The organism is Mycolicibacterium psychrotolerans, from assembly GCF_010729305.1.
GTDB classification, from domain to species: Bacteria; Actinomycetota; Actinomycetes; order Mycobacteriales; family Mycobacteriaceae; genus Mycobacterium; species Mycobacterium psychrotolerans.
On record NZ_AP022574.1, the window covers coordinates 1,040,104 to 1,054,412 of the forward strand.

General features: G+C 70.2%; 14 protein-coding genes. 6 read left to right on the forward strand and 8 right to left on the reverse strand.

The window, feature by feature from the left end:
• Position 1 precedes the first annotated feature (1 nt).
• The 5 genes from G6N45_RS05145 to G6N45_RS05165 are packed head-to-tail and all read left to right on the forward strand — an operon-like array spanning position 2 to position 3,939.
• Positions 2 to 436: an SRPBCC family protein gene (locus tag G6N45_RS05145; protein WP_057149759.1), complete on the forward strand. Its 435-nt coding sequence runs from the start codon at positions 2 to 4 to the stop codon at positions 434 to 436.
• Between the two features lie 42 nt (positions 437 to 478).
• Positions 479 to 1,315: an SDR family oxidoreductase gene (locus tag G6N45_RS05150; RefSeq protein ID WP_163720685.1), complete on the forward strand. Its 837-nt coding sequence runs from the start codon at positions 479 to 481 to the stop codon at positions 1,313 to 1,315.
• Positions 1,290 to 2,207, forward strand: a complete 918-nt coding sequence (locus G6N45_RS05155) for an EamA family transporter (protein ID WP_163720686.1) — start codon at positions 1,290 to 1,292, stop codon at positions 2,205 to 2,207. The genes G6N45_RS05150 and G6N45_RS05155 overlap by 26 nt, the downstream gene beginning before the upstream one ends.
• Entirely contained in the window at positions 2,204 to 3,496 is a 1,293-nt protein-coding gene (locus tag G6N45_RS05160) for a hydroxyacid-oxoacid transhydrogenase (RefSeq protein WP_163720687.1), read from the forward strand. The genes G6N45_RS05155 and G6N45_RS05160 overlap by 4 nt, the downstream gene beginning before the upstream one ends.
• Positions 3,497 to 3,504: 8 nt before the next feature.
• Positions 3,505 to 3,939, forward strand: a complete 435-nt coding sequence (locus G6N45_RS05165) for an acyl-CoA thioesterase (protein WP_163720688.1) — start codon at positions 3,505 to 3,507, stop codon at positions 3,937 to 3,939.
• Here the strand turns inward: G6N45_RS05165 and G6N45_RS05170 are convergent.
• From G6N45_RS05170 to G6N45_RS05185, 4 genes are read right to left on the reverse strand one after another with little or no spacing between them, the layout of a single operon-like run.
• Entirely contained in the window at positions 3,917 to 4,588 is a 672-nt protein-coding gene (locus G6N45_RS05170) for an alpha/beta fold hydrolase (protein WP_163720689.1), read from the reverse strand. The two genes, G6N45_RS05165 and G6N45_RS05170, sit on opposite strands and share 23 nt — an antisense overlap.
• A gap of 10 nt (positions 4,589 to 4,598) precedes the next feature.
• The gene (locus G6N45_RS05175; RefSeq protein ID WP_163720690.1) at positions 4,599 to 4,940 is read right to left on the reverse strand and encodes an STAS domain-containing protein; all 342 of its coding nucleotides are present in this window, start codon (positions 4,938 to 4,940) and stop codon (positions 4,599 to 4,601) included.
• On the reverse strand, positions 4,937 to 5,986 hold the full coding sequence (locus G6N45_RS05180; protein WP_163720691.1) for a cobalamin B12-binding domain-containing protein: 1,050 nt from the start codon (positions 5,984 to 5,986) through the stop codon (positions 4,937 to 4,939). The genes G6N45_RS05175 and G6N45_RS05180 overlap by 4 nt, the downstream gene beginning before the upstream one ends.
• Positions 5,983 to 7,644 carry a PP2C family protein-serine/threonine phosphatase gene (locus tag G6N45_RS05185; protein ID WP_163720692.1) on the reverse strand — a complete coding sequence of 554 codons (1,662 nt, stop codon included), beginning with the start codon at positions 7,642 to 7,644 and terminating at the stop codon, positions 5,983 to 5,985. The genes G6N45_RS05180 and G6N45_RS05185 overlap by 4 nt, the downstream gene beginning before the upstream one ends.
• A gap of 194 nt (positions 7,645 to 7,838) precedes the next feature.
• On the opposite strand from G6N45_RS05185, the gene G6N45_RS05190 reads away from it, so the two are divergent.
• Positions 7,839 to 8,972, forward strand: coding sequence for a CynX/NimT family MFS transporter (locus G6N45_RS05190; RefSeq protein ID WP_163727821.1), 1,134 nt, complete (start codon positions 7,839 to 7,841; stop codon positions 8,970 to 8,972).
• 36 nt (positions 8,973 to 9,008) lie between these two features.
• On the opposite strand, the gene G6N45_RS27635 is transcribed toward G6N45_RS05190, so the two are convergent.
• From G6N45_RS27635 to G6N45_RS05205, 4 genes are all read right to left on the reverse strand, one after another.
• The gene (locus G6N45_RS27635) at positions 9,009 to 9,152 is read right to left on the reverse strand and encodes a hypothetical protein (RefSeq protein WP_170312424.1); all 144 of its coding nucleotides are present in this window, start codon (positions 9,150 to 9,152) and stop codon (positions 9,009 to 9,011) included.
• Positions 9,153 to 9,334: 182 nt separating this feature from the next.
• Complete coding sequence (locus G6N45_RS05195) at positions 9,335 to 10,900, reverse strand: peptide ligase PGM1-related protein (protein WP_163720693.1); 1,566 nt, start codon at positions 10,898 to 10,900, stop codon at positions 9,335 to 9,337.
• Complete coding sequence (locus G6N45_RS05200; protein ID WP_163720694.1) at positions 10,897 to 12,036, reverse strand: adenylate/guanylate cyclase domain-containing protein; 1,140 nt, start codon at positions 12,034 to 12,036, stop codon at positions 10,897 to 10,899. Before G6N45_RS05200 ends, G6N45_RS05195 begins: the two co-directional genes overlap by 4 nt.
• Complete coding sequence (locus tag G6N45_RS05205) at positions 12,033 to 14,264, reverse strand: ATP-binding protein (protein ID WP_163720695.1); 2,232 nt, start codon at positions 14,262 to 14,264, stop codon at positions 12,033 to 12,035. Before G6N45_RS05205 ends, G6N45_RS05200 begins: the two co-directional genes overlap by 4 nt.
• Positions 14,265 to 14,309 lie beyond the last annotated feature (45 nt).

A 14,309-nucleotide genomic window follows, 5' to 3' on the forward strand; every position in this document is an offset into this window, starting at 1 on the left:
GATGCGGCTGTCGCGAAGCAGGATCTTCGGCGTCGATCCACACATCGTGTGGAAGCACGTCAGCGACCCGACCTGCTACCCCGAGTTCATGGCACACCTCGAGCGCTGGGAGACGGTCACCGACGGTCCGGTCGGCATCGGATCGCGGTTCACCGTGCACTGGCGCGTCGGCTCGGTGCCGATCGGGGGAGTGATCGAGGTGGTGGAGTTCGACGACGCCCGCGACCTGGCGTGGATCGGCATCACCGGGGTGACCCTGCGGGGACGCTTCCGCCTGCGCGAGTGCGGCGACGGGAAGACGAAGGTGACCTTCCGGCTGGCCTACGAGGCACCCGGCGGGGTGCTGGGGCTGATCGCGGACCGGGTGGCCGCGCGGCAGGTGGGCCGCATCATGAACCAGACCCTGGTGCGCCTGCAGGACCTCACCGAATCCTGAGACTGGCTTCCGAGGCAACCGTATTGCCTATACGGTCTAACTATGACGCGTGTGTCGGTGATCACCGGAGGAGCGGGCGGCATGGGGTGGGCCACCGCGGCCATCGTCGGCCGTGACCACACCGTCGTGCTGTTCGACATCCGGGAGGACCGGCTCGCCGCCGCGCACGCGGCGCTCGACGGGCAGGGCATCGCGGCGACGGCCGTCGCCGGCGACGTCACGGATCCTGCCGCCGTCGCAGCCCTGCTGCGGACCGCCACCGATCTCGGCACGCTGGCCTCGGTGATCCACACCGCGGGGGTCAGCCCCAGCATGGGCGACGCCGACTACATCCTCACGACCAACGCGATCGGCACACTCACCGTCGGCGAGCAGTTCTACCGCGTCGCACCCGAGGGTGCCGCCCTGGTCAACGTCGCGTCCATGTCGGCGTACATGCTCCCCGAGTCGATCGTGCCCACCGCCGCGTTTCCCTGTGCCCTGGAGGATCCGGACAGCTTCCTCGAGCAGATGCGCTCGGCCTGCGACATCGCGCCGGACGAGGCTCGCCCGGGCCTGGCCTACGCGCTGAGCAAGAGCTTCGTGCGGTGGTATTCGACGGCGCAGGCGGAGCGGTTCACCGGTCGCGGGCTGCGCATCCTGTCCGTCTCGCCGGGCTCGACGGACACCGAGATGGGCCGGCTCGAGGAGAAGGCCGGAGCCGGCGCGATGGTGGCCGACGCCGCGGTGCCCCGGTGGGGCACGGCGGAGGAGATGGCCGAACTGTTGGCCTTCTGCGCCGGTGGGCGAGCGGGTTACCTGACCGGGACCGACATCCTGAACGACGGCGGCGTGATCGCCTCGATGACCGAACGTGCCCGTAGGGCCGCCGCCGGTTAGCGGACCCCGGGCGGTTCGGATCCCGGGCTGGTCGGTACCGCTGTTCTTCGTCGTCGGCGCGGTATCCCAGTACGCCGGCGCCGCGGTCGGTGTGACGCTGTTCGAGACGACGGAGCCGTCGACGGTGGCGTGGCTGCGCGCGGCGGGCGCCGCGGCGGTGCTGCTCGTGTGGCGACGGCCGTGGCGGCGACGCTGGACCCGGCCCGCGCTGCGCGCGGCGGCGATGTTCGGGATCGTCACGCTGGCGATGAACGTGGCGTTCTACGAGGCGATCGCCCGGATTCCGCTGGGCACGGCCGTCGCCATCGAGTTCACCGGCCCGGTGGCCGTCGCGGTGCTCGGTTCCCGCCGGCCGCGCGACTACGCCGCCGCCGTGCTGGTCGGCGCCGGGGTCTACCTGCTCGCGGGCGCACAGACCGGGGTCGACGGTGCCGGTGTGGCGTTCGCCCTGCTCGCCGCCGCCCTGTGGGCGGGCTACATCCTGCTCGGCAAGCGCGTCGCCGACGCCGGGGCCGGCATCGACTCCCTGGCCGTCGGCATGGCCGTCGCGGCCCTGCTGTCGGCGCCGGTGCTGCTCGGCGCGCAGGGCGTGATCGACGCGTCGGTGTTGACGGAGCCCCGCACCTGGCTCTTGGGCGCCGGGGTGGGGGTGCTCTCCAGTGCGATCCCGTACGCGCTGGACCAACCGGTGCTGGCCCGCGTCGGGCGCGCCCGCTTCGCGCTGCTGCTCGCGATGCTTCCCGCCACCGCCGCGGTGGTCGGCGCGGTGGCCCTGGCCCAGCGGCCCGACGGGGCGGAGATCGCCGGCATCGCGCTGGTGATGGCCGCGCTCGCGCTCAGCGCCCGGGCGGCGCGCCGCGGCGGCGGCCTCGACGGCAGAATCGACCCATGAGCTGCTGCCACTGGAAGTTCGATACCGCGTTCACCGTCGACGCTTCCCGCATCACGTTCGGCCGGGGCTGTGTGCGCGAAGTCGGCGACCGCGCCACGGCGCTGGGCATGGGTCGGGTGGCGCTGTTCTCCGACGCCTCGGTCGCCCGGCTCGAGTTCTTCGACACGGCGCTGCGGTCGCTGCGCGACGCCGGACTCGACGTCGTCACCTACACCGAGGCAAGCGTCGAGCCGACCGACGAATCCTTCCGCGCCGCAGCGGCTTTCGTATCCGAGACCCGACCCGACGGGTACGTCTCGGTGGGCGGGGGATCGGTGATCGACACTGCCAAGGCCGCCAACCTGTACGCCACGTATCCGGCGGACTTCGCCGACTACGTCAACGCGCCCATCGGCGCCGCGCGGCCGGTACCGGGCCCGCTGGCGCCGCACATCGCGTGCCCGACGACGTCGGGCACCGGCAGCGAGGTCACCGGCATCGCGATCTTCGACCTGCTCTCCCTGCACGCCAAGACCGGCATCGCGAGCCCGGAGCTGCGGCCCAGTGAAGCGCTGGTCGACCCCGACAGCACCGACACGCTGCCCGGCGAGGTCGTCGCGTGCAGCGGTCTCGACGTGCTCTCCCACGCGTTGGAGTCCTACACGGCCCGGCCGTTCACCCGGCGTGCCGCGCCCGCGCAGCCCGGCCGGCGGCCGATGAGCCAGGGCGCCAACCCGTGGAGCGACCTGGGCAGCCGCGAGGCGCTCGGACTGCTGGGCCGCTACCTCGAACGCGCCGTCACCGACGCCGCCGACCGGGAGGCGCGCGAACAGACCATGTGGGCGGCGACGCTGGCAGGTATCGCGTTCGGCAATGCGGGCGTGCACATTCCGCACGCGATGGCCTACGCCGTGGCCGGTCAGGTGCGGGACTTCCACCCGTCGGGATATCCCGGCGACGGGCCCATCGTGCCGCACGGCATGTCGGTGATCCTCAACGCCCCGGCCGCCTTCCGCCTCACCGCCCCCGCGGATCCGGCCCGGCACCTGGCCGCCGCCGGCCATCTCGGCGCCGACGTGGCGGGTGCCGCCGACGCCGACGCGGGCCCGGTGCTGGCCGATCACCTGGTGCGCATCATGCGCGCGGTCGGCATGCCCGACGGACTCGCCGGCGTCGGCTACGCCGAATCGGATGCCACCGCGCTGGCGGCCGGCGCCTGGCCGCAGCAGCGGCTGCTCGGCAACGCGCCCATCGACGTCGATGAAGCATTGCTGGCCAACACCTTTCGGCACGCTCTGCGGTACTGGTGAGGACGGCCATGACCACCGAACGTGCCGACGACTACCGGTACTTCCTGCCGATCACCACGCGCTGGATGGACAACGACGTGTACGGCCACGTCAACAACGTCACCTACTACAGCTACTTCGACACCGTCGCCAACCACTTCCTGATCGCCGAGGGTGGCCTCGACATCCACACCTCACCGGTCATCGCGCTGGTGGTGGAGTCGACGTGTGCCTACCGCGCCCCGGCCGCCTACCCCGACGCGCTGCGCGCCGGGCTGCGCGTGGACGCGCTGTCGCGCCGATCGGTGACGTGGGGCGTGGCGATCTTCGGAGCCGACGGCGACGAGCCGCTGGCGCACGGCCGCTTCGTGCACGTCTTCGTCGACCGCGAGCACCGCAAGGCGGTACCGATCCCGGACGGGATCCGCACCGCGCTGGAATCTATTGTCGCGCAACCGCAATGAGGTCGGCCACCTCGGCTGCGGCCCGCGCTGCGGCGGGCTCCTCCGACGGGGCGTAGCGGTCCGCCGCCGCGTCGTAGCGCGCCCCGGCGATCGCGCCGTGATCGGTGTCGAGTTCGACGACGCGCACCGGCCAGCCGACCGCCTCCAACTCACCGGCGAAGGACCGGCTGACCTCGAGCGGCACCACGTCGTCGGCGCGGCCGTGCAGCAGGGTGAACGGCGCCCCCGGCCGCGCCCCCGGCAGCGCGGCGGTCGATGGTCGGCCGCTGATCGGGTCCGCCACCATGAAGGCCCCGGCCAGACAGACGGTGTGGCCGAGCACGATGCCGAGACGCTCCGCCGCGAGCGTCAGCCCCGCGGCGGCCGCGCCGCCCAAGGACCACCCGACGAGCGTCAGCCGGTCCGGCTCGGTGGACCAACCGCGGACATGCTCGACCGAGGCCAGCAGATCCGCGCGACCGCCGTCGGGCGCATGCGAATCCCAGTCGGGCGCCACCACTCCGAACCCGCGCTGCTCGAGTGCCTCGGCGAGCCGGCGCACGGTGGCGCGGGCGTCGGTCTGGGTGCCGTGCCACAGCAGCAGCGACGGGTCCGACGGTGCGCCGTACACGTCGGCGTGCCGGTGCGGGGCGTACTCCACGGTGTCCATCGGGCCGGGCTCAGACGATGCCGGATTCGCTCGGCTCTTCGCGGGCGGGCCTGCTGGTGAGGTGTTCGAGGACGCCGGTGACCTCGAGGATCCTCTGCAGCTGGGCGGGCCGGTGGTCCAGATGCAGGTGCACGCCGGCGGTGGAGGTGCTGCGGTGGATCAGCAGCAGGCCCGACAGCCCGGCCGAATCACAGAACGTCAGGTCGGCGAAGTCGAGGTGCAGGTCGGTCACCGCCGGTCCGGCGAGCGCCTCGGACACGGCCGCGATCAGCTCGCCGGTGCTCTGGTAGTCGAGGTCGCCGCCGACGCCCAGCGTCAGGGCCGTGCCGTCGGTGCTCAGCGTCAGGTTCATGCGCTCGCCGCCTCGTCGATCGGGGCCGGGCGCAGCGCGCTACGGGCTGCGGCCAGCAGGCGTTGGGCCCGCGGAAACTCCGACAGCTGCGTCGCCAGAGAATGCAGCGCCGGATGCAACGAGGCCGACGGGACACCGCGGGCGGTGAGGATGTCGGCCGTCCAGGTGACGAAGTCGACGAACAGCGCGTCGTCGTCGGTGTACAGGGCGGTGGCGAGGAAGTCGACGGTGTGCGCGATGTCTTCGGTCGTGTGCTGCCGCTGCGCGTCGGTGTAGTCGCGCATCGCGGGGAACTGCTGCTCCAGGTCGGCGATCGTCGCCTTGACCAGCTGGCCGGCCGTCGCGCTGACCATCGTGTACTCCTGGTCGGCCAGATGGGGGAGGTCGTCGATGGGCTGATGCGGCCGGCCCGCCGCGTGCCGCGGCATCCCCTGCTGCAGGTGAGCGGCGGCGGCACGGGCGTCGGGGGCCCAGCCGTCCGCGCCGAGCAGCCGCGCGAACCGCCCGTCGCGGCCGAACGCGGCGCCGCCCGCAAGCACCGGGACCCCGGCGGCCTGACATGCGGTGATCGCGGCGTGCGCGGTGGGCAGCCGGGTCGGGATCATGCAGGACAGCGCGACCGCGTCGGGACCCGACTGGTGCAGATGGGCGATCAGGTGCGGCGTCGGCACCTGCGCGCCGAGGAAGTCGACCAGCCAGCCCCGCAGCCGCAGCACCTCGGCCAGCAACCGGGCCGGCAGCGCGTGCCACTCGCCGTCCACGCACGCCACGGTGACCCGGCCCACCGGCGCCGACGGCCGGTAGGCGGGGTGCTGGGCCAACGCGGCGATCACCCGGTCGTTGATCGCGGTCGCCACGTGCTCCTGCGCGACGGTGATCCGGTTGGCGGCCCACTCCGCTCCGACCCGATGCTGCACCGGGGCGATGACGTCGAGGAGGATCTCCTCGCACGGGGTGCCGGCGTCCGCGGCGGCGAACACGGCGGCCACCGCGGCGTACTCGTCGCCGTCGATGATCGCGGCCCACAGTTGTTCGGTCGTGCTCATGCTGTTGCTGTGTACCTCCCGGCGGTGCGCCCGTCGACGGCGCTGAGGTGTGCGCGGCGCGGAGCGGTGATCGCCACCACCGCGATGTCGTCGTGCGCCTTGCCGTGTACCCACTGCGAGGCGAGCATCATGATCCGCTCGACCACCGCTTCGGCGGGCATGCCGACACACTGCCGCAGCGCCGCCTTGAGCCGCTCTTCGCCGAACATGTCGGCGCCCAGCGGGCCGCCGTGCGCCTCGGTCACCCCGTCGGTGTAGAGCAGGCACGTCTCGCCCGGGGCGAGTGCCGTGTCGAAGGTGCGCGACCGGATGTGCGGCAGCGCGCCGACCAGGGTGCCGCGGGTGTCGGCCTCCTCGACGCGCCCGTCGGCGCGCACGATCAGCGGCGGCAGATGGCCCGCGCTGGTCAGGCGCAGGTGGACCTGGCCCTCGCGACGCGACACCGAGGCCAGGACCAGCGTGGCGAATCGTGCGTGGTCGCCGGACAGCAGCGCACTGTTGAGTAGCCGAAGCACCCCCGCGTGGTCCTCGGCCAGCGGCGCGAGCGCCTGCAGGGTGTTGCGGATCTTGCCGGTCACCACGGCGGCTTCCAGGCCCTTGTCGCAGACGTCGCCGAGCACGACCAGCGTCTCGTCCTCCGGCGTCTCGGCCGGATGGACATCGTAGAAGTCCCCGCTGACCATGTGGTGGTCCTCCGAGGCGCGGTAACCGCCGGCCAGCTCGACGCCGTCGAAGCGGTGCAGCCGCGGCGGCAGAAGGTCGCGCATCAGCGTGTTGGTGATCGCGGCCTGCTCGCCGTAGAGACGGGCCGCGGACAGCGCGGCGCCTGCGCGTGCGGCGAAGAGCCGGGCGAACACCTCCTCGCCGTCGCTGAACGCCATGTGGGAGCTCTGCCGCAGCAGGACCAGCGCCCCCGCGGGCACCCCGTGTCCGGGAAGCGGGGTGATGACGATCGAGCCGACGGGACCGCGGAAACCGGACGGGATGATCCAGTCGGGGACCGTGGCGGGATCGATCCACCGCGACGGGACCGGCGGAAAGCCGCGCAGCGCCTCGCTGAGTCCGCCGACGACATCCGGTTCGCCGTCGACGACCCGGTGCTCGATGGTTCCGTCCGGCCCGCAGCACACCAGCGGGATCCGGCGGCGGTAGGCGGGGGCCACCACCACCGCTGCGTCCGCGAGGTGCCGGGCCGCCAGACGCGCGGTGGCCTCCATGCAGCGGTCGACGTTCAGCGACGCCATCAGCTCGGTCGACGCCTCGTCGAGGAACGCCGCCCGGTCGCGTTCCCGGGTGACCGCCTCCTGGGCCTGCAGCAGCGCCCGGGCGGTGTCGGTGAACAGCCACCACGCCACCTCGCCGTCCGGCAGCCGTGTCGGGCGCGCCTCGACGTCGAGGCCCTCGGCGGAACCGGTCACGCTGCGGGGTGCGCCGTCGGCTGCGAGATCCAGATGAGCCGTCGCGAGCCAGGACGGCAGCCCGTCGTGCAGTGCGGCGCCGGGCACGGCACCCGGGAACAATGCCCGGGCGGCAGCGCTCAACGCGCGCACCGTGCCGGTCGGACCCACGACCACGACCGGGTGAGGGACGGTGTCCCAGGCCGGGTCCACCGCACGATCGACGCCGACGGCGGTGCCGGACGGAGCCTGCTCGCGCATATCAGCCTTCCGATTGATCTCTTTGCCACTGTACGCAGAACCGGTGTGGCGGTGAACAATTGATTTGCCCCGACGGCGCCCGCCGGACCACCCTGGGGTAAGTGAGCCCCGCCCCCAGCACCGCGCCTCCATCGACGCTAACCCATCACCGGCCGCGTCCGGCCATCGTGACGGTCCTCACCGCCGTCGCGATCATGCTGGTCGCGGCCAATCTGCGTCCCGCCGTGGTGGCGGTGGCACCGCTGGTCGGCGACATCAAGGCGGCGACGGGGTGGAGCAGCGCCGCCACCGGTCTGCTGACCACGCTGCCGGTGTTCGTCTTCGGTCTGGTGGCCCCTCTGGCGCCGCGATGCGCCGCGCGCTTCGGGATCGAACGGACCGTGTTCGCGGCGCTGGCCGTGCTGATCGTGGCGACCGCGGTGCGTCTGATGCCGGCACCCAGTGCGCTGTTCGCCGGCTCGGCGCTGGCCGGCGCCGGGATCGGGATCTGCAACGTCGTGCTGCCGTCGCTGATCAAGCGCGACTTCCCGCACCGGTCCGGCCTGATGACCGGTCTGTACTCGATGACGCTGTCCGGCGGCGCCGCCGCGGCGGCGGCGTTGACGATCCCGATCAACGACGCGCTGGGCGGCGACTGGCGGATGGCGCTGGCGAGCTGGGGCCTGTTCGCGGTGCTCGCCCTCGTCATCTGGATGCCGCAACTGCGGCGCATGCACCGCGTCGAGGTCGGCCACGCCCCGGCATCGCTGTGGCGTAACCCGATCGCATGGGCCGTCACGGTGTTCATGGCGGCGCAGTCGCTGATCTTCTACACCTTCACGGCGTGGCTGCCCGAGCTGCTGATCGACCGCGGCATGTCGCCCGGTGGTGCCGGGGCGGTGCTGGCGCTGGGCCAGGTGGCCGGGTTGTCGATGTCGCTGCTCGCGCCGATCGTCGCGGGCCGGTTCGCCGACCAGCGGGCGATCACGCTGCTGGCGCTGGCGGTGACCGCGGCGGGGTTCGTCGGACTGCTGACCACCCGGTCGGCGCCCACGCTGTGGGCGATGCTGGTGATGGCCGGACCCGGAGCGTCGATCAGCCTCGCGCTGCTGTTCATGGTGTTGCGGAGCACGTCGACCGCCCAGACCAGCCAGGTGTCCGGGATGGCGCAGAGCGTCGGGTACGGGCTCGCCGCGATCGGTCCGGTCGCGATCGGCCTGCTGCACGATCTGACCGGGTCGTGGACGGTCGCGATGGCCGTGCTGGCGCTCGCGTTGATCCCGCAGGCGCTCTCGACGCTGCTCGCGGCGAAGAACGTGACGATGGACGCCCATCAAAAAAGCCGGTGACCTTCGAGGGTCACCGGCTTCGACGGGATGCTCGCGTCAGCCTTGAGCGGTCTCGTAGCGTTCGGCGACGGCCAGCAGCTCGTCACGGATCGACGAGTCGGGCAGCGACCGGATGCGCGCGTGGAGGCGCCGCCGGTCTCGGGCGAGCTTGAGGTTGGCGCGGAACTGCGCGACAGACATGGTGCGTGTACTCCTCGATCGTGTCCCCGGGTTTCGGGAACTGGTGTGTGGTGGCCTGCTGGGCGGGGATCGCCCTCCAGCAGGCACAACGGACCATGCTCCCTTGTTAATTCCAGGTAAATCAACTTCGCTGAGTGTGAGTTCGCCGACTGTGAGCGCGCTCACGCAGTTTGCTGAGCGATTCAGAGGGCGGTCTCGATCAACGCCGCCTCGGCCTCCTCGAGCAGGACCTCCTCGGCCCGCTGATAGATGCGGCGCGCATCGTCGGGACTGTCGCCCACCGCGGTCATGCCCAGCCGGCCCTGCTCGGTGAGACAGCTGATCATGTGGAAAACCACTCCCGTTCGACGGGCCTGATCGAAGTGCAGACCGTGCGTGACGACGATGTCGAAGAGGTCCTCACTGGTGAGCGCCTTGAGTCGCTCGTCTTCGAGATGGTCGGTGGCGACGAGATACTTGGGGCTTCCGTGCGGGGTGACGAACACCCCCCGCTCTCCGTCGTAGGTGCCGTCGGTCAGGAACTGCAGGGTCAGGAACGGATGGGTGGTGCCGCCCTTACGGAGGTTCAACTCGATCGCGTACGGCGTCCACGCGCCGTCCTCGTCTTGCACGACGACGAAGTCGACGGCGAACCTGCCGAGCACACCGAGGCTCGCGAGGTGACGCCCGATCGTCATCGCGGGTTCGGCGATGGCCGCGGCGTAGCGGGAGTCCGCCGGGAAGATGCAGCCCAGATAGCGCTGACCGCTGGCGCCGCCGAGCATCTGGTCGTGGGTCGACAAGAGCTCCACCGAGGCGTCGGGCAGCGCCCGCATCTGGACGCTCGGACTCGTCAGGGTGACGCCGCTGATCCGCTCCTCTACTATTCCGCCGAGCATGCGGAATCTCGTCAGGTAATCGTCGACGGACAGGCTCTCGGACTCGGGCTGCAGTGCGAGGATCCGATCGGCGATCGCGGCCGCCTCGTCGGGTGTGCCCGGAGAGGGCAGACCCCGGAGGTCGACCATCGCGTTGCCGGCTCCAGAGACGCCCTCGTTGAGTTTCACGATCGCCTCCGTCAACGTCGGCCGCCGCGTCCGCATGTGCTGGACACCGGCGACGATGTCGTCGACGCTGTGCAGGTCCTCGGCACCGACCGGGCATCGGACGCCCAGTTCCTCGAAGAGCCTCCGGCACCCTGTCTTGCTTCCGAGATCGGCGAGGCGCGGGTCCGCCCCGTACATCGGGATGCCCAGGGACAGCGCGATATCGCGCTCGAGCTCTGTCGTGTTGTACGGGATCAAGTGGCTACGCGCCCGATTGGGAAGCAGGGATCTGATCTGCCGCAACAGCCTGGGCCGTTTCAGCAGCTTCGCACTCAACGGCACCGGTGTCGCGTCGTTCACCGAGATCAACGTCAGCCGTCGGCGGGCATGGCTGGGGATGACGCCAGGCAGCAACCCCAGGTAGTACTCGACGATCGGTTCGGCGATCGGCTGCGAGGTCACGTAGATCATCCGCAGCCTGGACTGGCGCAGCAACAGGAGGAGGAACAGCGACCGCTCCTCCAGAGCTTGCATCACCGTGCCACTGCCCGACGTCGATGCGAGGCTGATCGACGGCACGACGACAACCGACTCGTCGGGCATGTCGAGCCGGATGGACTCCCACACCGATGGCATTGCCAACTGCAGTTCGTCGAAGCGCCGGTAGCGTTCGACCTCGTCGAGCTCAGACAGCGTGTGCTCGACGATGTTCGTTGCGGTCATGATTGTTCTCCCTGAGGTTGATCTCCGACTTGAAGGATGTTGTGCACCCGCACTATTCGGCTGAAGCCTTTGAGCCGCAGGTCCCCGACGGGTTCGTAGTCGCAGGAAAGATGCTCGACCCCCGCAAGCACCCGGTCGGTAACCAGCACCTGCCATGGGCCGGCCTCGCCGCACAGCCGGGCGGACAGGTTCGTGACACTGCCGATCGCCGAGTAGTCGAACCGGCCCTCGAAGCCGATCCGGCCGAGGGTGGCGTAGCCCTGCGCGATACCCAGACCGACGGCGAGATCGTGGCCGATCCGCTGCCATCGGGCCGCCAATTCACGTACGGAGTCCCGGATGTCGAGCGACATGCGGACCGCGCGTTCGGCGGCGTCGTCGCACGGAACGGGATCGTTGAAGAACACCATGATGCCGTCGCCGGTGAATCGCTCCAGTGTGCCTTCATAGCTGTGCACCAGTGCGCCCATCGCCCGGTGATACTCGCCGAGTACCTCCATGACCTCCTCGGGAGCGCTGGTCTCGGCGAACGGAGTGAAGTTTCGGAGGTCGGCGAAGACCACGACGATCTCCCGGCGGTGGCTCTGGAGCAGGCTCTCCTCGCCCAGCACGACATCGGCCAGCTGCGGAGACAGGAAGTACCGCAATCGATTCGCGCGCTCCAGCTCGGCGACTTGACCGGCGACCCTGGCCTCGAGCTCGGCGTTCCAGGCGGCCAGCTCCTGCGCCTGTCGCCTGATGGTGTCGTGGTAGCGCTTGATGCGCGCCAGCGAGCTCACTCGGGCGAGCAGTTCACTCTGGTCGAACGGCTTGGTGACGAAATCGTCGGCGCCCGATTCCAGGGCGGCCAGCCGTTGTTCCCTCCCACTCGCGGTGATCATGACGACAGGCAGGAACTCGGTGGCCGGGTTGGCGCGGATGCGCCGGCACACGGTGTGCCCGTCCATATCCGGCATCACGATGTCGAGTAGCACGATGTCGATGTCGACGTCGTCGCGGTCCAACAACGCAAGAGCTTCCGGACCCGACGATACGGTCAGCACCCGGTGACCGCGCGGGGTCAGGACAGCGTCGAGAAGCCGCAGATTCACGGGCTCGTCATCGACCGCGAGCACCGTCACCGGATTGTCCGTCACCGTTCTCTCCGTTCTCCGACGATCCGGTGCAGCGCTGCGAGGAGCTCATCTCTGCTAACCGGTTTGAGCAGATAGGCATCGGCCCCCAGGGCGAGCGCCCGTGGCCGGTCGTCGATCACCGAAGCGATGACGACGGGGATGCCGGCAGTCGCCGGGTCCGACTTCAGCTCAGCGAGAACATGCCAGCCGTCAAGCCTCGGCAGTTTGATGTCGAGAACCACCCCGGCCGGCCGGACCCGCCGGATCAACTCGAGCGCGTCGATTCCGTCGTGCGCCTTGAGAACCCGGACTCGGGACCCGCCGAGATAAGCCTCGATCAGGTCCAGCGATGCTCGGTCGTCGTCGACGAGCACGAGCACCGGTCCCCTCGACGGTATGGCGAAGGTGGTCTCATCGGGGATCATCGATGGAGTGGGCAGCACCGGAATGGCGAATCCGAACGTGCTCCCCACGCCGACGGTGCTGGTGAGCCACATGCGGCCGCCGAACAGCTCCACGATGCGGCGGGAGAGCGTGAGTCCGAGCCCGGTGCCCTCGCCTTTCGACGGGCCGCGCCGGCCCTGCTGGAACGATTCGAAGATCCGGTGCTGATCCTCAGGCGGGACACCGATTCCGGTGTCGGTGACCGTGATGATCAAGTCGGCGCCGTCGCCGCGCACGAAGACCGACACGCTGCCGCCGTCAGGGGTGAACTTCACGGCGTTGGTCACCAGATTCAGCAGCACCTGTTTGAAACGCAGCTCATCGGCTTCGACGACATCTACGCCGTCGGCGAGCTCGACCGACATGTCGATCCCGTGAGCAGCCGCCCTGTCGCGGACCATTGCGAGGGTCTCCTTCACCGCATCCGCGACCGGGAACGTGCTCGGCTCGAGGACCATGTGGCCGGCCTCCACCTTGGAGAGGTCCAAAATCTCGTTGAGCAGCTCGAGCAGGTGGCGGCCGGAGTTCCAGATGTCGCGCAGGTACTCTTCCTGCCGGGCGTTGATCTCCCCGAACATGCCGTCCAACAACACTTCTGAGAATCCGATGACCGCGTTGAGCGGAGTCCGGAGTTCGTGCGACATGCTGGCCAGGAACTCGGACTTGTGATCGCTGGCGATCTCGAGTTCGCGGCTCCTGGTCTCCAGTTCGCGGTACAGCCGGGCGTTGACGATGGCCAGTGCCGACTGGTTGGCGAACGTCTCGAGCAGCTCGATCACGTCGGACGGAAACTCCCCGGTACCCCGGCGTCGGATCACCAGCACACCGACGAGCGTGTCGCCGCGCAGCATCGGCACCGCCAGCACCGAGTGCCATCCGTCGCGGAAGACGACCTCGAGGAACTCGTCTCGCTCTGCGGCCGCGAGGTCCGGGATCGCGCACGGCCGTAGTGTTCTCGCGGTCGGGCCGATCAGCAGCGACGTGCGGTCGATCGAGAGGGCGCGCAGCTGTTCGAGCAAGCGCCGGCTCGTCCCGGTCGTGTCGCGCACCGTGAAAGTGCCCGTCGCGTCGTCGTAGTCGAGGATCGAGCCGCCGTCGGTGCGCAGCGTGATGTCACCGAAGCCGAGATTGGTCAGTCGCACCGCGTTGCTGACGATGCGCTCGAGCACTTCGTCCAGATCGAGGCTCGATCCGACGGCGTCGTCGACCTGCTGCAGCGCCTCGAGCTGGGCCACCTTGTCGGCGAGTTCGGAGCGCCGGGCTTCCAGTGCCCGCATGAGGTGAACCTGCCGCAGCGCGATCGCGCCCTGCACGGCGAACTCCTCGAGGCGTTCGCGTTCGCGGTCGTCGAACGGTGCGACATCGATGCGCCACATCGAGAGCACACCGACGACGTCGTCCTGGGACAGCAGCGGCGTGGACAGCAGCGTGCGGAACCCGGTGAGGCGCTGCAGGTCCAGCCGACCGTAGTCGGCGTCGCTGAGCACGTCGGCGACCTGGTGCGTACGCCGGTCCTCCGCGGCGCGCCCCACGGTGGAGGACCTGTTCCGGGCGATCGGATGATTGGCCAGGTACTCGCGATACTCCTCCGGGGTCTCGCCGGACACCCGCGACAGCCGGAAGCCGTCGCCGTCGACCACGAACAGCTGCGCCGCGGTGGCACCGCAGAGCCGGGCGGCATACTCGACGATGGTGTCGAGGACCGCGTCCGGATCGGCGACGTCCCGGCTGAGTGCGGCCAGGATCTCGCGGCTGGCCGCCGATTGCTCACGAGCAGAACGTAATTCGTCGTCGTATTCGGTCATGGCTCGTCCACCCGCCGCACAGTGATGGTGGTGCCGACGCCGACA